The organism is Mesorhizobium sp. 2RAF45 (assembly GCF_052115225.1).
Lineage (GTDB): Bacteria > Pseudomonadota > Alphaproteobacteria > Rhizobiales > Rhizobiaceae > Mesorhizobium > Mesorhizobium jarvisii.
In genome coordinates this window covers 124,645-143,176 of record NZ_JBFRGG010000008.1, presented here as the reverse complement: position 1 = coordinate 143,176, position 18,532 = coordinate 124,645, and the positions used below count along the sequence as shown (strand labels likewise).

General features: G+C 64.2%; 17 protein-coding genes and 1 pseudogene. 6 read left to right on the top strand and 12 right to left on the bottom strand.

All coding sequences use genetic code 11. The annotated features are described in order from the left end of the window. Window positions 1-11 precede the first annotated feature (11 nt). Window positions 12-950, top strand: coding sequence for a tyrosine recombinase XerC (locus AB4Z43_RS21355; RefSeq protein ID WP_064981746.1), 939 nt, complete (start codon window positions 12-14; stop codon window positions 948-950). A 61-nt stretch (window positions 951-1,011) separates the two neighbouring features. After that, window positions 1,012-2,079, top strand: coding sequence for a TraB/GumN family protein (locus AB4Z43_RS21350; protein ID WP_441938888.1), 1,068 nt, complete (start codon window positions 1,012-1,014; stop codon window positions 2,077-2,079). A 482-nt stretch (window positions 2,080-2,561) separates the two neighbouring features. On the opposite strand, the gene lpdA is transcribed toward AB4Z43_RS21350, so the two are convergent. The 10 genes and pseudogenes from lpdA to mdh all read right to left on the bottom strand — a co-directional run bounded on the left by lpdA (window position 2,562) and on the right by mdh (window position 13,734). Then, entirely contained in the window at window positions 2,562-3,968 is a 1,407-nt protein-coding gene (gene lpdA / locus AB4Z43_RS21345) for a dihydrolipoyl dehydrogenase (protein ID WP_019862031.1), read from the bottom strand. A 23-nt stretch (window positions 3,969-3,991) separates the two neighbouring features. Further along, a pseudogene (locus tag AB4Z43_RS21340) lies at window positions 3,992-4,746 on the bottom strand (SDR family oxidoreductase). Continuing rightward, window positions 4,743-5,249 (bottom strand): hypothetical protein, encoded by a 507-nt coding sequence (locus tag AB4Z43_RS21335; protein ID WP_223217838.1) that lies wholly within the window; start codon window positions 5,247-5,249, stop codon window positions 4,743-4,745. Before AB4Z43_RS21335 ends, AB4Z43_RS21340 begins: the two are co-directional and overlap by 4 nt. Before the next feature lie 38 nt (window positions 5,250-5,287). Continuing rightward, window positions 5,288-6,565, bottom strand: coding sequence for a 2-oxoglutarate dehydrogenase complex dihydrolipoyllysine-residue succinyltransferase (gene odhB, locus AB4Z43_RS21330; RefSeq protein ID WP_019862034.1), 1,278 nt, complete (start codon window positions 6,563-6,565; stop codon window positions 5,288-5,290). A 42-nt stretch (window positions 6,566-6,607) separates the two neighbouring features. Further along, a complete protein-coding gene (locus AB4Z43_RS21325; RefSeq protein WP_019862035.1) occupies window positions 6,608-9,595 on the bottom strand; it encodes a 2-oxoglutarate dehydrogenase E1 component in 2,988 nt (995 codons plus the stop codon). Between the two features lie 136 nt (window positions 9,596-9,731). Continuing rightward, window positions 9,732-10,634: a succinate--CoA ligase subunit alpha gene (gene sucD, locus AB4Z43_RS21320; protein WP_095774800.1), complete on the bottom strand. Its 903-nt coding sequence runs from the start codon at window positions 10,632-10,634 to the stop codon at window positions 9,732-9,734. A 12-nt stretch (window positions 10,635-10,646) separates the two neighbouring features. Beyond that, complete coding sequence (locus tag AB4Z43_RS21315) at window positions 10,647-11,144, bottom strand: DUF1579 family protein (protein ID WP_441938887.1); 498 nt, start codon at window positions 11,142-11,144, stop codon at window positions 10,647-10,649. 2 nt (window positions 11,145-11,146) lie between these two features. Beyond that, window positions 11,147-11,518, bottom strand: coding sequence for a cupin domain-containing protein (locus tag AB4Z43_RS21310; RefSeq protein WP_441938886.1), 372 nt, complete (start codon window positions 11,516-11,518; stop codon window positions 11,147-11,149). A gap of 4 nt (window positions 11,519-11,522) precedes the next feature. Next, window positions 11,523-12,716 carry an ADP-forming succinate--CoA ligase subunit beta gene (gene sucC / locus AB4Z43_RS21305; RefSeq protein ID WP_038650580.1) on the bottom strand — a complete coding sequence of 398 codons (1,194 nt, stop codon included), beginning with the start codon at window positions 12,714-12,716 and terminating at the stop codon, window positions 11,523-11,525. 49 nt (window positions 12,717-12,765) lie between these two features. Further along, complete coding sequence (gene mdh, locus AB4Z43_RS21300; protein WP_019862040.1) at window positions 12,766-13,734, bottom strand: malate dehydrogenase; 969 nt, start codon at window positions 13,732-13,734, stop codon at window positions 12,766-12,768. A gap of 234 nt (window positions 13,735-13,968) precedes the next feature. Between mdh and AB4Z43_RS21295 the strand changes: the two genes are divergently transcribed. Continuing rightward, window positions 13,969-14,397 (top strand): GNAT family N-acetyltransferase, encoded by a 429-nt coding sequence (locus AB4Z43_RS21295; RefSeq protein ID WP_069090514.1) that lies wholly within the window; start codon window positions 13,969-13,971, stop codon window positions 14,395-14,397. A 36-nt stretch (window positions 14,398-14,433) separates the two neighbouring features. On the opposite strand, the gene zapE is transcribed toward AB4Z43_RS21295, so the two are convergent. Then, complete coding sequence (zapE, locus tag AB4Z43_RS21290; RefSeq protein WP_038650586.1) at window positions 14,434-15,651, bottom strand: cell division protein ZapE; 1,218 nt, start codon at window positions 15,649-15,651, stop codon at window positions 14,434-14,436. Between the two features lie 81 nt (window positions 15,652-15,732). After that, entirely contained in the window at window positions 15,733-16,272 is a 540-nt protein-coding gene (locus tag AB4Z43_RS21285; RefSeq protein ID WP_019862043.1) for a protease inhibitor Inh/omp19 family protein, read from the bottom strand. 237 nt (window positions 16,273-16,509) lie between these two features. Between AB4Z43_RS21285 and AB4Z43_RS21280 the strand changes: the two genes are divergently transcribed. The 3 genes from AB4Z43_RS21280 (at window position 16,510) to AB4Z43_RS21270 (ending at window position 18,459) form a co-directional block, all read left to right on the top strand. After that, a complete protein-coding gene (locus tag AB4Z43_RS21280) occupies window positions 16,510-17,562 on the top strand; it encodes an MBL fold metallo-hydrolase (RefSeq protein ID WP_441938885.1) in 1,053 nt (350 codons plus the stop codon). A gap of 70 nt (window positions 17,563-17,632) precedes the next feature. Beyond that, a complete protein-coding gene (locus tag AB4Z43_RS21275; RefSeq protein ID WP_202361284.1) occupies window positions 17,633-18,199 on the top strand; it encodes a hypothetical protein in 567 nt (188 codons plus the stop codon). A gap of 98 nt (window positions 18,200-18,297) precedes the next feature. Continuing rightward, window positions 18,298-18,459, top strand: coding sequence for a DUF1328 family protein (locus AB4Z43_RS21270; RefSeq protein WP_010912345.1), 162 nt, complete (start codon window positions 18,298-18,300; stop codon window positions 18,457-18,459). The last annotated feature ends 73 nt before the right edge of the window (window positions 18,460-18,532 follow it).

Genomic DNA, 18,532 nt, shown 5'->3' with positions numbered 1-18,532 from the left:
AAAATGCCGCCATGCAGGAATTCCTCATCCCGGCGAAACCCGATCTCCAGGCGGCGCGTGAAAGCTGGCTGAAGATGCTCGCGCGTGAACGTCGGCTGTCGCCCGAGACAGTGGAAGCCTATGAGCGCGACACGCGCCAGTTCCTGCATTTCCTGACCGGCCATTGTGGTGGCTCGCCCGGCATCTCGGACATCGCCAATCTGCGCCCGGCCGACCTGCGCGGCTTTCTCGCCGCCCGCCGCAACGCCGGCGCCGGCGCCCGCACGCTGGGCCGAGGCCTGGCCGGCATCCGCTCGCTGCTGCGTTTCCTCGAACGCCGTGGCCTGGTCAACGCCGCCGGCGCCGCCGCGCTGCGCGCGCCGCGCCAGCCCAAATCGCTGCCAAAACCGCTGACCGCGAGCGACGCCAAACAGGTCGTGTCGGTCGAAGGCCAGCTGGCCGAAGAGCCCTGGATCGCCGCCCGCAACGCCGCCGTGCTGACGCTGCTCTACGGCTCGGGGCTGCGCATTTCCGAAGCGCTCGGCCTCGCCGGCGCCGATCTGGCGTCCGAGGCCGACACAGTGCTGCGCGTCACCGGCAAGGGCGGCAAGACGCGGCTGGTACCGGTGCTGCCGGTGGCGCTCAGAGCAATCGCCGAATACCGCCGGCTCTGCCCCTATCATCTCGATCCCAAAGGCCTGTTGTTTCGCGGCGCGCGCGGCGGCCCGCTCAATCCGGCCATCATCCAGCGCGACATGGCCAAACTGCGTTCGGCGCTCAACCTGCCCGACACCGCGACGCCGCACGCGCTGCGCCACTCCTTCGCCACCCATCTGCTTGGCCGCGGCGGCGATCTGCGCACCATCCAGGAGCTGCTTGGCCATGCGAGCCTGTCGACGACGCAGATCTACACCGGCGTCGACACCGCAAGGCTGCTTGAAATCTACGAATCGGCCCATCCAAGGGCGTGAACCCTTCAATTTCGACCTACCAATTAACCGTTTTGCCGCTTTTCCCCCTTAGAAAGGGGCCATGAAACGCGTCATTGCCATCGCCGACCGTGCAGCTTCCATCTCGCTGAAGCTGCTTGTCGCACTCAACGTGCTGTTTTTCCTGTCCTTCCTTGCCATGCTGCTGTTCGCGGCCGGCAGGGCGCATGCGGACGTCCCGACCTGCAGCGGTGCCGACATGCTGTCGGCCCTGCAGAAGAGCAGCCCTGCCACCTACAGCAAGATCGAGGCGGAAGCCGCCGCCACGCTGAATGGCAAGGGCCTGCTGTGGAAGCTTGAGAAATCGGGAGAACAGCCATCCTATCTGTTCGGCACCATGCACATGACCGACCCGCGCGTCACAACGTTGCCGCCGGAAGCACAGAGGGCCTTTGACGCCGCCGGCACCCTCATCATCGAAACCACCGACGTGCTCGACAAGCAGAAGATGATGACGGCGATGCTGAAGGAGCCGGACCTGATGATGTTCACCGACTCCACGACGCTGTCATCCTTGCTGAAGCCGGACGAAGCGGCGGCGATGAATGCAGCGCTCGACGCGCGCGGCATCCCGCCGGCAACCGTCGCCAAGATGAAGCCGTGGATGCTGTCGGCGATGATGGCGCTGCCGGCCTGCGAACTCGCCCGCCAGTCCGGCGGAGCACCGGTGCTCGACGTCAAGCTGGCCGAGAGCGCCAAGGCGGCCGGCAAGCTGGTGGAAGGTCTGGAAACGGCCGAGAGCCAGCTACGCGCCATGGCCTCGCTGCCGCTTGCCTTCCACATGAAGGGCCTGGTCGACACGCTGAAGCTCGGCGACAAGGTCAATGACATCAACGAGACCATGATCGTGCTCTACCAGCGCGGCGACACCGGCATGTTCTGGCCATTGTTCCGCGCCGCCATGCCGGACGAGCAGAACGACCCCTCGGGCTATGCCGCCTTCGAGGAAACCATGATCACCAGCCGCAACAAGGTGATGGTCGATCATGCCGGACCGATCCTGGCCAGGGGCAATGCCTTCATGGCGGTCGGCGCGCTCCACCTGCCCGGTCCCGAGGGACTGGTCGAGGATTTCCGCAAAGCCGGCTATACTGTCACCGCCGTCAATTGAGTCGGATGGCAGTGGGAGGCCAAACGCCGCGTTTTCGGCGCTTTCCTTCCCTAGCGTGAAACCCATTCAACGGTTGCACGTTGATGGCTGTTGATTGATCATTTTCATCCACGGAGGACACTTTTATGGCGAATCCATCCAACGACAGGCCAAGCGGCGGTGGCGGCGGCAGCCCCTGGCTGATTGCTCTGGTCGTCGTTATCCTGGCGATTGTCGCGTATTACGTTTTCGGCAGAAGCGGCGAGCATCCGGCACCCGCCGAAGCGCCAGCGGCCAGCACACCGGCTCCTGCGCCAGCTCCGGCCCCAGCTCCGGCTCCCGCGCCAGCTCCGGCGCCAGCACCGGCTCCTGCGCCCGCTCCGGCGCCTGCGCCAGCACCCGCTCCGGCACCGGCCAACTGATCGGCTAGACATCAAGATACGAACGGCCCGTCGAAAGGCGGGCCGTTTTGTTTGTTTCGCGCGGTCGAAGGGTCGGGCGCCTTAGATATGGATCGGCTTGAAGAAGGTGGCCAGCGCCGCCTCCTTCACCGCTTCCGACATTGTCGGATGCGCGTGGCAGGTGCGGGCGAGATCTTCCGACGAGCCGCCGAACTCCATCAGCACAGCCGCTTCGTGGATCATCTCGCCGGCGCCGAAGCCGACAATGTGCACGCCGAGCACGCGGTCGCTGGCCTTGTCGGCGAGGATCTTCACGAAGCCGTCCGTGTGCAGCATGGCGCGTGCGCGGCCATTGGCGCTGAACGGGAATTTGCCGACCTTGTAGTCGATGCCGGCCTTCTTCAGTTCTTCCTCGGTCTTGCCGACCGAGGCGATTTCCGGGCTGGTGTAGACGACGCTCGGAATGACCTCGTAGTTCACATGGCCGGCCTGGCCGGCGATGGTTTCGGCCACCGCGACACCCTCGTCCTCGGCCTTGTGCGCCAGCATCGGCCCGGCGATGACGTCGCCGATGGCATAGATGCCCGGCACGTTGGTCCGCAGGTGCCCGTCGGTCTTGACGCGGCCGCGCTCGTCGACCTCGACCCCCGCCTCTTTCAGCCCAAGACTGTCGGCATAGGCGCGGCGCCCGGTGGCGATCAGCACGACATCGGCCGCGACGGTCTCGGCGGCGCCGCCTTTGGCCGGCTCGAAGGTGACGGTTGCGCCTTTCTTCGCCTTGGCGACGCCGGTGACCTTGGCGCCGAGCTTGAACTCGAAGCCTTGCTTGGACAGCAGTCGCTGGAACTGTTTGGAGACCTCGCCGTCCATGCCGCCGAGGATCGTGTCGAGGAACTCGACCACGGTGACCTTGGCGCCGAGCCGCGCCCAGACCGAGCCGAGCTCGAGGCCGATGACGCCGCCACCGACCACCACGAGGTGGCCGGGAACCTTGTCCAGCGACAGCGCGCCGGTCGACGACACGATGATTTTCTCGTCGAAATCAACCTTGACGCCGGGAATGCCGGCGACATCGGAACCGGTGGCGATGACGATGTTCTTGGTCTCGACCTCCTCGACCTTGCCGTCCTCGCCCGTCACCGACACCTTGCCTGCCGCGACCACCTTGCCGGTGCCGCGGAAACTGTCGATCTTGTTCTTCTTGAACAGGAAGGCGACGCCGTTGACGTTGGACGACACCGTCGCATCCTTGTGCGCCATCATCTTCTTCAGGTTGAGCTTCGGCGCTGGTATCTCGACACCCAGCGTGTCGAAGGAATGGCCGGCCTCGGCGAACATTTCGGAGGCATGAAGCAGCGCCTTGGACGGGATGCAGCCGATGTTGAGGCAGGTGCCGCCGAAGGTGGCGTTCTTCTCGACCACCGCCACCTTCAGGCCGAGCTGCGCCGCCTTGATGGCGCAGACATAGCCGCCGGGTCCCGATCCGATGATAACGACGTCATAAGCCATGTTTGTTTCCCTTTGCTTGGCGCTCAGCGGCCGCCGCTAACGTTCAGGATCGCGCCCGTCGTATAGGACGCGGCATCGGATAGAAGATAGAGAACCGCACCCGCGACTTCATCGGCGGTGCCGGCTCTTTTCATCGGCAGCGTGTCCTGGATCAGCGCCACCCGGTCCGGCTGTCCGCCGGAAGCATGGATGTCGGTGTCGATGATGCCCGGCCGCACCGCGTTGACGCGGATGCCTTCCAGCGCCACCTCGCGGGCGAGCCCGATGGTGAACGTGTCGATGGCGCCCTTGGAGGCGGCATAGTCGACATAATTGTCCGGCGCGCCCAGCACCGCCGCCGCCGAGGAAATGTTGACGATCGCTCCGCCGTTGCCGCCATGGCGCGTCGACATGCGCTTGACCGCCTCGCGGGCGCACAGGATCGAACCGACGACATTGATGCGCATCATGCGCTCGAGCCGTGCCGCGCTCATTTCGTCGACGCGCGCCTTGGCGTCGACGATGCCGGCATTGTTGACGAAGGCGTCGAGCCGGCCATGGGTGCGGTCGACGGCCTCGAAGATCGAGAGGATATCGGCCTCGCTGCCGACATCGCCCTTGACCGCGAAAGCATCACCGCCGGCAGCCTTGATGTCGCTGACCAGGCGTCGGCGGCAGCCTTGTTGGAGGCATAGTTGACCGCGACGCGATAGCCGGCCTTCGCGCCAAGCCGGCAGATGGCGGCGCCGATGCCACGGCTGCCGCCGGTGACCAGCAGGACCTTCTGCGCTTCGCTCATTCCTGGCATCCCTTCAACGTAAAAACGTCCGACGGCACTTTCGAGAAGCCGTTGCCGCCATAGGCCGACGACTGACGCAGCATCGGACCGAGATCCGGCAGGATCAGCGTCTTCGGCGCCTCGACGCCTTCTGCCGGCAAGAGCCCGATGCTGCCCTTGTCGTCAGACGTGTAGATGACGCCGTGCCAGGGGGTACAGGCGGCGAGCTCGGCGCCGGTGGTGTCGCCCTCCGGGCATTTGAACATCAGCGCGCCGTTCGGCCGTGCCACGCCCTCGGTCCACATGACGATGCCGTTCAGCACCACATTGTTGTCGAGGATCATGCGGAACGTGTTGGTGACGGTGGCGGAGGTGCCGGTCGGGGTAAAATCGATCTCGCTGCCGCTTTGCGCATCGCCATAGACGGCGAGTTCGATCGGGCAGGCGGCATGGGCGGTTGCGGGAGCCAGCGCCATGCCGGCCATAAGCACAGCCAGTTTGGCAGACCCAAGCAAACGGGCCATCATTGGCCGCCTCTGCCGCGAGCTGCCATCCGACCGCCTCAGAGATCGAGCACCAGCCGTTCCGGATCCTCCAGGCTTTCCTTGACGCGCACCAGGAAGGTGACCGCTTCCTTGCCGTCGACGATGCGGTGATCGTAGCTCAGCGCCAGATACATCATCGGCCGGATTACGATCTGGCCGCCGACCACGACAGGCCGGTCCTGGATCTTGTGCATGCCCAGAATGCCCGACTGCGGCGCGTTGAGGATCGGCGTCGACATCAGCGAACCATAGACGCCGCCATTGGAGATGGTGAACGTGCCGCCCTGCATGTCGGCGACCGACAGCTTGCCATCGCGCGCGGCGATGCCGAGCCGGCCGATTTCCTTCTCGATCTCGGCGATCGACATCTGGTCGGCGTCGCGCACGACCGGCACGACGAGGCCCTTCTCGGTGCCGACGGCGACGCCGACATGGGCAAAGTTCTTGTAGATGATGTCGGTGCCGTCGATCTCGGCATTGACCGCCGGGATTTCCTTCAGCGCGTGCGTGACGGCCTTGGTGAAGAAGCCCATGAAGCCCAACTTCACGCCGTGCTTCTTCTCGAACACGTCCTTGTACTTGGTCCGCAGCGCCATCACCGCCGACATGTCGACCTCGTTGAAGGTGGTCAGCATCGCCGCGGTCGACTGCGCTTCCTTGAGCCGGCGCGCGATGGTCTGGCGCAATTTGGTCATGCGCACGCGCTCTTCGCGCGAGGCATCGTCACCGGAAGATGGCGCACGCACGGCAATCGGTGCCGGCGCCGCCCTGGGCGTCTCGGCCGGCTGCGACGGCGCGCCCTTGGCGATGGCGTCGAGCACGTCGCCCTTCAGCACCTGGCCGCGCTTGCCCGAACCGGACAGCTGGTCGACCGACAGATTGTTCTCGGCGATCAGTTTTGCGGCAGCCGGCGCCGGCGGCATGCTGCGCGGCTCGACCGCGCCGCCATCGCCGGCGATCTTGGCGGTCTCGGCCGCGGCCTGCTTGCTGGTCGACGCCGCATCCGGCGACGAGGCCTGCGAAACCGCCTGCGGCTTGGTCGCCGGCGCGGCGGCGCCGCCTGCCGAGATCGAACCCAACAAAGCGCCGACACCCACCGTCTCGCCTTCCTTGGCGACGATTTCGCCCAGCGTGCCGGCGGCGGCCGCCGGAACTTCCACCGTCACCTTGTCGGTTTCAAGCTCGACCAGCGGCTCGTCGACGGCAATGGCATCGCCGACCTTCTTGAACCATTTGCCGATGGTCGCCTCGGTGACGGATTCGCCGAGAGTGGGAACGCGGATTTCGGTAGCCATTGTGCCTGTCCGTTCTTGTCGGTTCTGTTCTATTCGCCTGCTTTATTCGCCGAGCGCGTCTTCGAGCAAGGCGGCGAGCTGGGCAAGGTGCTTGGACATCAATCCCGTCGCCGGCGACGCGGCCGCCGGCCGGCCGGTGTAGCGAACGCGCTGATGCTTGGCGTCGATATGCGCCAGCACCCATTCCAGATACGGGTCGATGAACGACCAGGCGCCCATGTTCTTGGGCTCCTCCTGGCACCACACCATCTCGGCGTTGCGGAAACGCGACAGTTCGGTGATCAGCGCCTTGGCCGGGAATGGATAGAGCTGTTCGACGCGCAGCAGGTAGATGTCGTTGATGCCGCGCTTCTCGCGCTCCTCGTAGAGGTCGTAGTAGACCTTGCCCGAGCACAGCACGACGCGGCGGATCTTGCTGTCCTTGGTGAGCTTGATCGGCTGGTTGGGCAACAACTGCGCGTCGTCCCACAGCAGCCGGTGGAACGAGCTTTCGCCCGAGATTTCCGGCAGCGTCGACACCGCCCGCTTGTGGCGCAGCAGCGACTTCGGCGTCATCAGGATCAGCGGCTTGCGGAAATCGCGCTTCAGCTGCCGGCGCAGGATGTGGAAGTAGTTGGCCGGCGTGGTGCAGTTGGCGACTTGCATATTGTCTTCGGCGCAAAGCTGCAGGAAGCGCTCCAGCCGGGCCGAGGAATGCTCCGGACCCTGGCCCTCATAGCCATGCGGCAACAGGCAGACGAGGCCCGACATTCTGAGCCACTTGCGCTCACCGCTAGAGATGAACTGGTCGAACACCACCTGGGCACCGTTGGCGAAGTCGCCGAACTGCGCTTCCCACAAGGTCAGCGCCTTCGGCTCGGCCAGGCTGTAGCCATATTCGAAGCCCAGCACCGCCTCTTCCGACAGCATCGAGTTGATGACTTCGTAGCCGGCCTGCGCCGCCGACAGATTGTTGAGCGGGATGTAGCGGGTCTCGTCGCGCTGGTCGTAGAGCACGGAATGGCGCTGCGAGAAGGTGCCACGCTCGGAATCCTGCCCCGACAGGCGGATCGGATTGCCGTCGAGCAGGATGGCGCCGAAAGCCAGCGCCTCCGCCGTCGACCAGTCGATGCCTTCGCCGGATTCGATCGCCTCGCGGCGGTTTTCGAGGAAGCGGATGATGGTCTTGTGCGCCTCGAAACCCTTCGGCACCTCGGTCAGCTTCTTGCCGATTTCCTTCAGCGTCTTGACCGGCACCGCGGTCTTGCCGCGCCTTTGTTCGTCCTGATTGTCGGCCGTGCGCAGGCCAGACCAGGCGCCATCCAGCCAGTCGGCCTTGTTGGGCTTGTAATGCTGGCCGACTTCCCACTCGGATTCCAGATGCGCGCGCCAGTCGGCCTTCATCTGGTCGAGCTCGGCCTGGGTGATGTGGCCCTCGGCGATCAGCCGGTCGCCATAGATCTGCACCGTAGTCTTGTGGGTGCGGATGTTGCGGTACATGATCGGCTGGGTGAAGGCCGGTTCGTCGCCCTCATTGTGGCCGAAGCGGCGGTAGCAAAACATGTCCACGACCACCGGCTTGTGGAACTTCATGCGGAATTCGATCGCCACCTTGGTGGCGTGCACCACGGCTTCCGGATCGTCGCCATTGACGTGGAAGATCGGCGCCTCGATCATCTTGGCGACGTCGGACGGATAGGGCGACGAGCGCGAGAAGCGCGGATTGGTGGTGAAGCCAATCTGGTTGTTGATGATGAAATGCAGCGTGCCGGCGACGCGGTGGCCGCGCAGGCCCGACAGGCCGAGGATTTCGGCGATCACGCCCTGGCCGGCGAAAGCGGCATCGCCATGCAGGAGCAGCGGCAGCACCTTGGCGCGCTCTTCCAGCGGCACGATCTCCTCGCGGCCGCGGCCGAACAGATAGTCCTGCTTGGCGCGCGCCTTGCCCATCACCACGGGATCGACGATTTCCAAATGCGAGGGATTGGCGGTCAGCGACAAATGCACCTTGTTGCCGTCGAACTCGCGGTCCGACGAGGCGCCGAGATGGTACTTCACATCGCCCGAGCCCTCGACCTCGTCGGGGGCTGCCGAGCCGCCCTTGAATTCGTGGAAGATAGCCCGGTGCGGCTTGGCCATCACCTGGCTGAGCACATTCAGGCGGCCGCGATGCGCCATGCCGAGCACGATCTCCTTCATGCCGAGCTGGCCGCCGCGCTTGACGATCTGCTCCAGCGCCGGGATCAGCGCCTCGCCGCCGTCGAGGCCGAAGCGCTTGGTGCCCTTGTACTTGACGTCGATGAATTGTTCGAAGCCTTCGGCCTCGACCAGCTTTTGCAGGATCGCCTTCTTGCCGGTCGTGGTGAAGGAGATTTCCTTGTCGGCGCCTTCGATGCGCGCCTGGATCCAGGCCTTCTCCTCAGGGTCCGAGATATGCATGAACTCGACGCCCAGCGTCGAGCAGTAGGTGCGGGTCAGGATCTCCAGCATCTGCCGGATGGTGCCGAATTCGAGCCCCAGCACATTGTCGAGGAAGATCGGCCGGTCGTAATCGGCTGCGGTGAAGCCGTAATTCTCCGGCGACAGTTCGTTGTAGTCCTCGAGCGGCTTGGCGATGCCGAGCGGGTCGAGATTGGCGTGCAGATGGCCGCGCATGCGGTAGGCGCGGATCATCATGATGGCGCGCACCGAATCGCGCGTCGCCTGGTGCACGTCGGCGTCTGAGAGCACGATGCCGTTGGTGACCGCCTTGTCCTTGACCTTCTTTTCCAGATGCTTCTCGACGATGCCCCAATTGCCGTCGAGTGCCGACACCAATTCGCCATTGGCCTGCAGCGGCCAGGACGGCTTGGCCCAGGAAGCGCCCTTGGCGTTCCTGCGCACATCGCCGGCATCGTCCTTCAGCCCGGCGAAGAACTCCTGCCATTCGGGATTGACCGAGGCGGGATCGTCTTCATAGGCGGCATAGAGCGCGTCGATGTAATCGGCGTTGCCGCCGTAGAGGAACGAGGTGAGCGAGAATTGGTCGTTGGCCTGATCTTGTCTTGCCATGTCGTTTCAGCGGAGCCTGGCTCCGTCTCCTTACGTTTGCGGCAGCGCCGCGATAGTGGGCGATTCACCCGCCCTTCTTGTCCCCTCAAAGCCAACGAACCGCCGTCGGCTCTCATTCCACTGCCGGCGCCGACGCTCAGCCCTTGATGGCTTCAACCAACGTCGTGCCAAGCCGCGCCGGCGATGGCGAGACCTTGATGCCGGCCGATTCCATCGCCGCGATCTTGTCCTCGGCGCCGCCCTTGCCGCCGGAGATGACCGCGCCGGCATGGCCCATGGTGCGGCCGGCCGGCGCCGTGCGTCCGGCGATGAAGCCGGCCATCGGCTTCTTGCGGCCGCGCTTGGCCTCGTCCTTGAGGAACTGCGCGGCGTCTTCCTCGGCCGAACCGCCGATCTCGCCGATCATGATGATCGACTTGGTCTCGTCGTCGGCGAGGAACATCTCGAGCACGTCGATGAACTCGGTGCCCTTGACCGGGTCGCCACCGATGCCGACGGCCGTGGTCTGGCCGAGGCCGACATTGGTGGTCTGGAACACGGCCTCATAGGTAAGTGTTCCCGAGCGCGAAACAACGCCGACCGAGCCCTTGCGGAAGATGTTTCCGGGCATGATGCCGATCTTGCATTCGTCAGGCGTGAGTACGCCCGGGCAGTTCGGCCCGATCAGCCGCGAGGTCGAGCGGTCGAGCCGCGCCTTGACCTTGACCATGTCCATCACCGGAATGCCTTCGGTGATGCAGATGATCAGCGGGATCTCCGCCTCGATCGCTTCCAGGATCGCTTCGCCGGCGCCCGCCGGCGGCACATAGATGACGGAAGCGTTGGCGCCTGTCCGTGCTTTGCCTTCGGCGACGGTGGCGAAGATCGGCAGGCTCTCGCCCTTCGACCCTGTCCAGGTCTCGCCGCCCTTCTTGGGATGGATGCCGCCCACCATCTTGGTGCCGTGATAGGCCAGCGCCTGTTCGGTGTGGAACGTACCGGTCTTGCCGGTCAGGCCCTGCACCAGCACCTTGGTGTTCTTGTCGACGAGAATGGACATCGGAGCCCTTTTCTAAAGACTGTTGATCGAGGAAGGCGAGACGCGTCGGTAGACGCCGCTCACCATGTCTTGCCAGCCATCGCTGCCGGCGGGTTTGAAATGCAGTCGCATGCGGTAGGCATCGGCATCGTCGAACAGATACGTCACGCGTGCGGAGCCGCGCGGCGACGACCGCTCCAGAGTGAGCTCCGCACCGTTCCATGTGCCTGTCGCCGGCGAGGCCGGCACGAAGCCCATCGAATCGAACTGATGCATGGTGACGAGGCTGTTCTGTTGGTCGAAGCCGAACACGCTGTGCGAGCCGAACGAGATGGTTCCGTCGCGGCGCTGGCGATAGCGCTGCACCACGAACAGGCCGCCGAACTGTGCCTCTGCCAGCACTTCCGCCGTTGCTGCGCCGCCATCGGCCCATTGCGTATCGGCCACCTCTTCCTCGCCGCGCCACGCGCCGACCAGCGCCTGCAGGCGCTGGTGATCGGCCGAGAGCGAGGAGAAGGAAGCCGCGTTCATGGTCAGAGCCGCTTCAGGTCGGTGACGGTGAGGTCGCTCTTGGCGTTGCCGGTGTTGAGCGTCGTTGACGGTTCGAACATCAGCACCACGGGTTCCGCGGTCAGCGACCGCGGCCGGTGCTCGATGCCCTTCGGCACGACGATGAAATCGCCCTCGCCGAGCTCGACCGGACCGTCGCGGAAATCGATGGCGATCCTGCCCCGCAGCACGAGGAAGGCTTCGTCCTCATGCTCATGCGCATGCCAGTCGAAGGTCTCGCCGAACTTGGCGACCTTGGCCTGGCTGTCATTGACGTCGCCGGCGATATGCGGATCGAAGACCTTGCTGATCTTTTGATCCGCCGCCTCGACCAGGTTTATCTTGCGTGGAGGCACAGGCTCAGCCCTTCACCGCCGCCACGATCTTCTTGGCTGCGTCGTCCAGATCATCGGCCGACACGACGTTGAGGCCGCTGTCGTTGATGATCTTCTTGCCGAGTTCGGCATTGGTGCCTTCCAGGCGCACCACCAGCGGCACTTCCAGCCCGACTTCCTTGACCGCGGCGATCACGCCCTCGGCGATGATGTCGCACTTCATGATGCCGCCGAAGATGTTGATCAGTATGCCTTTGACCGCCGGATCCTTGGTGATGATCTTGAACGCCGCCGTCACCTTCTCCTTGGACGCGCCGCCGCCGACATCGAGGAAGTTGGCGGGTTCGGCGCCATAAAGCTTGATGATGTCCATCGTCGCCATGGCAAGCCCTGCGCCGTTGACCATGCAGCCGATATTACCGTCGAGCGCGACATAGGCGAGGTCGTATTTCGACGCCTCGATCTCCTTCTCGTCCTCTTCGGTGGTGTCGCGCAGTTCAAGCACGTCCGGATGGCGGAACAGCGCGTTGTTGTCGAACGACACCTTTGCGTCGAGCACGCGCAGCCGGCCGTTCTTCATGACGATCAGCGGATTGACCTCGAGCAGGCTCATGTCCTTCTCGACAAAGGCCTTGTAGAGGATCGGGAACAGCGTGCCACCGTCCTTGGCCGCGTCGCCGTCGAGCTTGAGGGCTGTGTTAAGCGCCTTCACGTCATCCGCCGTGACGCCCTTTTCCGGATCGATGGCGACGGTGATGATCTTTTCCGGCGTGTCGTGGGCGACCGCCTCGATGTCCATGCCGCCTTCGGTCGAGACGACGAAGGCGATGCGGCCGACCGAACGGTCGACCAGGATCGACAGATAAAGCTCGCGCTCGATGTCGGCGCCGTCCTCGATATAGAGGCGGTTGACCTGCTTGCCGGCCGGGCCGGTCTGCTTTGTCACCAGCGTGTGGCCGAGCATCTCGTTGGCGTTGGCGACGACGTCGGCGACCGACTTCGCCAGCCGCACGCCGCCCTTGGCGTCGGTCGACAGTTCCTTGAACTTGCCCTTGCCGCGGCCACCGGCGTGGATCTGGCTCTTCACCACATAGAGCGGGCCGGGCAGCGCGCGTGCCGCGGCTTCCGCCTCGCTTGCCTTGAACACCGGCACGCCTTCGGCCACCGGCGCGCCAAAGCTCTTCAGCAGCGCCTTGCCTTGATATTCATGGATGTTCATCGGGAACTATCTCCAGGTCGTTTTGCCGGGGTCGACGTTTTGGTGGGATTCACTTCGAGGCGAGCTGCGGCGCGATCTTGACGCAGGCCTCGGTCAGGCCCTGCACCGTCGCCACCGAACTGTCGAACATCTTCTGTTCGCTCTTGTTGAGGTCGATCTCGATGATGCGCTCGACGCCGCCGGCGCCGATCACCACGGGAACGCCGACATAGGTGCCCTTGACGCCATACTGGCCGGAGAGGTGGGCCGCACAGGGCAGCACGCGCTTCTTGTCCTTGAGATAGGCTTCGGCCATGGAAATCGCCGAGGCCGCCGGCGCGTAATAGGCCGAGCCGGTCTTGAGCAGGCCGACGATCTCGGCGCCGCCGTCACGGGTGCGCTGCACGATCTGGTCGAGCTTCTCCTTCGAGGTCCAGCCCATCTTGACGAGGTCGGGCAGCGGAATGCCCGACACCGTCGAGTAGCGGATCATCGGCACCATGGAATCGCCGTGGCCGCCGAGCACGAAGGCGGTGACGTCCTCGACCGAAACCTTGAATTCCTCGGCCAGGAAATAGCGGAAGCGCGCGCTGTCGAGGACGCCGGCCATGCCGACGACATGGGTCTTGGGCAGGCCGGAAAACTTCTGCAGCGCCCATACCATGGCGTCGAGCGGGTTGGTGATGCAGATGACGAAGGCCTTGGGCGCGTACTTCTTCAGACCGGCGCCGACCTGTTCCATGACCTTTAGGTTGATGCCCAGCAGATCGTCGCGGCTCATGCCCGGCTTGCGCGGCACGCCGGCGGTGACGATGCAGACATCGGCGCCCTCGATGCCGGCATAGTCGTTGACGCCGGTCAGCCGGGAGTCGAAACCATCGACCGGCGACGATTGCGCGATATCGAGCCCCTTGCCTTGCGGAATACCCTCGGCAATATCGAACAGCACCACGTCGCCGAGGTCCTTGAGGCCGATCATGTGGGCCAGCGTGCCGCCGATCATGCCCGAGCCGATAAGCGCTATCTTGTTGCGTGCCATGTGAGGATGTTTTCCCTTTGTCTGTGACTGCGCCCAAATCTTTGACGACTTGATGACGGCGTCGAGGAAGAGGCCGGAATGCTGAGGAAACCCGCGAGATTTCGCCGCACCCAATAGCCCCGGTGCAAGATAAATTCAAACGATTATTTTGGAGTGAACATTTTCAATCGGTTAGATGGATTGGGATTTACGTAAACGTCAAAGTTTGTAAGCCGACTTGGGAGAAGTTACACAATGAAGATGGAGATCGTAAGGCTTGAAGCCGGCGATGACGCCCTTGTGATGCGGATCGCCGAGGATGTGTTCGACGAACCGGTCAGGCCGGATCGATTGGCAGCCTATCTCAGCCAACCCGGCCATTTCATGGTCGTAGCCCTGGCTGACGGCGCGGTTGTCGGTCAATGTGCGGCGGTGATCCACCGCCATCCTGACAAGGTTGCGGAACTCTACATCGACGAGGTCGGCGTATCGCCCGCCTTCCAGCGCCAGGGTATCGCGCGCAAAATGCTCGACGCGATGTTCGCGATCGGCAGGGAGAATGGCTGCGAGGAGGCCTGGGTTGGCACCGAACCCGGCAACCTCCCGGCCCGGGCACTTTATGAGTCGCGCAAGGAGCCGCATGGGGAAGCGGAGAGTTTCGTCATGTATGCGTACAGGCTTTAGTGACCAGGGTCTTCGCTCTGCTTTGGGTCCATCTGCTTAGGACGACGAAGGCAGGGCTTGAGCCCGCGGTGCCGCAGCCGGCGGCGCCCTTTCTTTTCGCCGCTCAGCCCAGTCCTCCAGCCAGTCGCGGCTCTGCATCTCGATCAGGCGAGAGGCCGTGCGCTCGAACTCGAACACCTCGACGCCGCGTTTTGCCACGTAAAGCTCTTGTGGCGGCGCCTCGGCGCTCACCACCAGCCGCACATGATGATCGTAAAGCGTGTCGATCAACAGGATGAAGCGCTTGGCCTCGTTGCGCTTGCCTTCGCCCAGCACCGGGACATGGTCGATGAAGATGGTCGAGAACCGTCCGGCGATGGCCAGGAAATCACGCGCGCCAAGCGGTTTTTCGCACAGATCTGCGAAGGAGAACCGCGCCGCGTCGCCGGCGGCGGCCGGCACCAGAACCTGCCGGCCCTTCAGCGTCAGCGAGGTCGCGGCTGTCGGCGCGCCGCGCGTCATCGTCCGCCAGGCCTCGTCCAGCGTCCGGTCGGCCGTGTCGTCGGCTGGCGTGACATAGACCGGCGTGCGGGCGAGCTTTTCCAGCCGGTAATCCTTGTCGCTGTCGAGCGACAGCACCTGCGCGTGTCGTTCCAATATGCCGATGAACGGCAGGAACAGCTGGCGGTTGAGCCCATCACGGTAGAGATCTTGCGGCGCCACGTTCGAAGTAGCGATCAACACGACGCCATTGGCGAACAGCGCCGAAAACAGCCTGGACAGGATCATCGCGTCAGCGATGTCGGTGACCGAGAATTCGTCGAAGCACAGCACCCAGGCCTGCTCAGCCAGCGCCTTGGCCACGGGCGGGATCGGATCGTCTTCTTTGACGTCGCCGTTCTTGCGCGCCTGCCGGTGCTTCTGGATGCGGTCCTGCACATCGGCCATGAAGTCGTTGAAATGCACGCGGCGCTTGCGCCGTACCGGCAGCAGCTCGAAGAACATGTCCATCAGCATGGTCTTACCACGGCCGACGCCGCCATGGATGTAGAGGCCTTTGACGGCCTCATGCGTCTCGCGCTTGCGGGCAAACAGCCAGCCCAGCGCGCTGGACTTGTGCGCCAGCCGCTTGGCCGAGATCTCGTCGGTCAGCCGGTCGAGCGCCGCGGCGATCAGCTCCTGCGCCGGATCGCGTCCGATCGCGCCGGTTTCCACCAGGTGGTCGTAGCGCTGCCTGACGGTCGCATGGGTCTGGAGGCCGTCACGCAGATGCATCGGTCACGTCGTTTTTCTCATGCACGTCGTTGCCCCAAAACCGGAGCCCCAGTTTGGGCGACATGCACTGGGGAGATCGGGCTACCTAGTAAGCGAAATCGGCTGACCGTTGGAAGTCTGGCCGTCGAATTTCGAGCCGCCCGAGGAATAGAGCCGCGCCAGCGAGCCGCCATTCTCATCGTAAAGTGTCAGCTGCTTGCCGGCGACGTTCCACGACTTGATGCCGTCGATCGGAGCCGGGCAATGCAGCGGCCCGGCGCGGAAGCCGGCGCCGAACTTGGTCTGCGGCGTCGCGATCTTGCAGCTCTGCCCGGAAACGCTGGCATTCCAGACGCCGGCGACGGCTGCCGCGCTGAGATCCGAGGCCCCGGCGGGCGCCTGGCCGTCCGGCGGCAAGGACGCAACCTGCGTGTTCGCCGGAGCGGTCGGGAACTTCGACGGGTCGGTGGTGCCGGGCGAGGCAGGCGGCGGCAACTGGTTGGAAGTCACCTGGCCGGCCGGCGCCGGCTGCAGCGGCGCCGGTTGCTGGTCGTCCATGGACGAGAAGCGCGAGGTCGAGCAACCGCTCGCAACGAGCGCCGCCAGCGATGCGGCCACAAGACCGCTTTTCGAAAAATTCATTACAACCTCCGTCGGATCCGGCTGGGGGGAAGCCGTCCGCGCAATATCACCCTCCACCAAGATGGAGAAGGTGGCGAAATTTCAACCCGATATGGTTAAAATAGGGTTTGCGGCAAGATTGTTGCAAATTTATCGCAATCACGACCTGCCATGTTCGCCCCGTCGCTCAAATCCGTGGAGTTCGGCCGCGACCGCGCATTCGCCCTGCAAATGCTTGCGCCAACCGGCGTAACGCCTATGTCTAGGAGACGAAACCCGCTGGAGCATACCTTGGCCGCGAGAAAGAAAGCCGCCAACCGCTATTACAGCGGTCCGCCCAGCGACCATTTCGATGGCACCTTGTTCTTCAATCCCGGTGGCCGGATGCCCGGCCGCTTCACCGATCTGCTGAAATGGCAGCTCAACGGCCAACGCGCGAAATGGCCGGCGACCAGCCCGAGTCCCTTTCCGCAGGCGAGGCCGTCCGCGAGGGTCGAAGGCACCGACCTGACCGTCACCATGGTCGGCCATTCGACCTTGCTGATTCAGACGGCTGGCCTGAACATCCTCACCGATCCGGTCTGGTCGCAACGCACCTCGCCGTTCTCCTTCGCCGGGCCAAAACGCGTCAATGCACCGGGCATCGCCTTCGACGACCTGCCGCCGATCGACCTCGTGCTGGTCAGCCACAACCATTATGACCATCTCGACCTCGTCACGCTGAGGCGACTGAAGGAAAGAGACGATCCGCTGGTGGTGACGCCGCTCGGCAACGATGTGCTGATCGGCGAGGCGGTTCCCGGCATGCGGCTGGCGGCGCATGACTGGGGCGACAGGATCGACATCGGTGACCGCGCCGCCATCCACATCGAGCCGGCGCATCACTGGTCGGCGCGCGGTGCCCGTGACCGGCGCATGGCACTGTGGGCCGGCTTCGTCATCGAGACGCCGGGCGGCAAACTCTATTTCGCCGGCGATACCGGCTTCCACGACGGCATCAACTACCGGCTGATGGCGGACAAACATGGCGGCTTCCGCTTCGCCATCCTGCCGATCGGCGCGTATGAGCCACGCTGGTTCATGGCGCCGCAGCACCAGAACCCGGAGGAAGCGGTGCAAGGCATGAAGCTGTGCAAGGCCGCCTTCGCCGCCGGCTGCCACTGGGGCACATTCCAGCTCACCGACGAACCGATGGACGAGCCGGTCCGCAAACTGGCCGAGGCGCTTGAGGCCGAGGGCCTGCAGCCGGAGCGCTTTCGCGCCTTGCAGCCCGGCGAGGTCTGGGACGTGCCGGCGATCGGGCACGGCTGAAGTCTGCATTGGCCATTTACGGCACCGTCATTTTCGCCGATGGTCCGCCCAGCAGAAAAGGGGAATGCGGATGAAATCTATCCTTGCAGCGCTGATGGCACTGGCAATCTCGGTGCCGGCGGCTTTCGCGGGCGAAATCACTGATCGCGCCGCCGAGGCCGAAAAAGCGCTGCAGGCAGGTGACGGAGCCGGCGCGCTGGAGAAATTCCGCGGCGCCGAGGAGGCCTTGTGGCAAGCGATGCCGCTCGCCGTGCAGAATGTCAAACAGGTCGATTCGGCCGGCGGCTTCGGCATCTACAGCGAGCGTGCCAATCATATCTACAAGCCAGGCGAGAAGGTCGTGCTCTATATGGAGCCGGTCGGCTACGGCTATGGGTCGGACGGCCTCGGCAACAGCCAGATCGCGCTTTCCGTCGACCTCACCGTGCTTTCCGACTCGGGCGAAGCTTTGGGCACCTTCGAGAAAATCGGAAGCGTTCAGGTCGCTTCCCGCTCGCACAACCGCGAACTCTTCTTCAAACTCGACCTGTCCCTCGACGGACTGCCGCCCGGGAAATACAAGTGCAACTTCCTCATGCATGACCAGAACTCGACCAAGACGGCGCCGTTCAGCACCGATATCGAGATCGCCGGCTAGGTTTTTCCACTGACATCGCCTCGCAGCCGGCGGGAACCCAAGCGCGACAGAAGCGTTTTCATGCGGTTTTGAAATCTACCAGCTTGCGAGGCATTCCCATGATCAAATGGATCATCATCCTGCTCATCGTCGCCGCGGCGGCGAGCCTGCTCGGCATGCCGGCGCTGGCCGGAGCCGCGGCCACCGGCGCGCGCATCCTCATCGGCATCGTTCTCGTCATCTTCCTGCTGGTGGTGCTGGGCATCTTCGCGGTGACCTAAGTCCGGCGTCTTCGCCGTGACCAGTCCGGCGTCTTCGCCGTGACGGAACACGCTTGCGCACTGGTAATTCCCG

Excerpts from the sequence above, each read along its gene's own strand:
- AB4Z43_RS21355 (WP_064981746.1), top strand. The coding sequence starts at position 12 with ATGCAGGAATTCCTCATCCCGGCGAAACCCGATCTCCAGGCGGCGCGT.
- AB4Z43_RS21350 (WP_441938888.1), top strand. The coding sequence starts at position 1,012 with ATGAAACGCGTCATTGCCATCGCCGACCGTGCAGCTTCCATCTCGCTG.
- lpdA (WP_019862031.1), bottom strand. The coding sequence starts at position 3,968 with ATGGCTTATGACGTCGTTATCATCGGATCGGGACCCGGCGGCTATGTC.
- AB4Z43_RS21335 (WP_223217838.1), bottom strand. The coding sequence starts at position 5,249 with ATGGCCCGTTTGCTTGGGTCTGCCAAACTGGCTGTGCTTATGGCCGGC.
- odhB (WP_019862034.1), bottom strand. The coding sequence starts at position 6,565 with ATGGCTACCGAAATCCGCGTTCCCACTCTCGGCGAATCCGTCACCGAG.
- AB4Z43_RS21325 (WP_019862035.1), bottom strand. The coding sequence starts at position 9,595 with ATGGCAAGACAAGATCAGGCCAACGACCAATTCTCGCTCACCTCGTTC.
- sucD (WP_095774800.1), bottom strand. The coding sequence starts at position 10,634 with ATGTCCATTCTCGTCGACAAGAACACCAAGGTGCTGGTGCAGGGCCTG.
- AB4Z43_RS21315 (WP_441938887.1), bottom strand. The coding sequence starts at position 11,144 with ATGAACGCGGCTTCCTTCTCCTCGCTCTCGGCCGATCACCAGCGCCTG.
- sucC (WP_038650580.1), bottom strand. The coding sequence starts at position 12,716 with ATGAACATCCATGAATATCAAGGCAAGGCGCTGCTGAAGAGCTTTGGC.
- mdh (WP_019862040.1), bottom strand. The coding sequence starts at position 13,734 with ATGGCACGCAACAAGATAGCGCTTATCGGCTCGGGCATGATCGGCGGC.
- AB4Z43_RS21295 (WP_069090514.1), top strand. The coding sequence starts at position 13,969 with ATGAAGATGGAGATCGTAAGGCTTGAAGCCGGCGATGACGCCCTTGTG.
- zapE (WP_038650586.1), bottom strand. The coding sequence starts at position 15,651 with ATGCATCTGCGTGACGGCCTCCAGACCCATGCGACCGTCAGGCAGCGC.
- AB4Z43_RS21285 (WP_019862043.1), bottom strand. The coding sequence starts at position 16,272 with ATGAATTTTTCGAAAAGCGGTCTTGTGGCCGCATCGCTGGCGGCGCTC.
- AB4Z43_RS21280 (WP_441938885.1), top strand. The coding sequence starts at position 16,510 with ATGTCTAGGAGACGAAACCCGCTGGAGCATACCTTGGCCGCGAGAAAG.
- AB4Z43_RS21275 (WP_202361284.1), top strand. The coding sequence starts at position 17,633 with ATGAAATCTATCCTTGCAGCGCTGATGGCACTGGCAATCTCGGTGCCG.
- AB4Z43_RS21270 (WP_010912345.1), top strand. The coding sequence starts at position 18,298 with ATGATCAAATGGATCATCATCCTGCTCATCGTCGCCGCGGCGGCGAGC.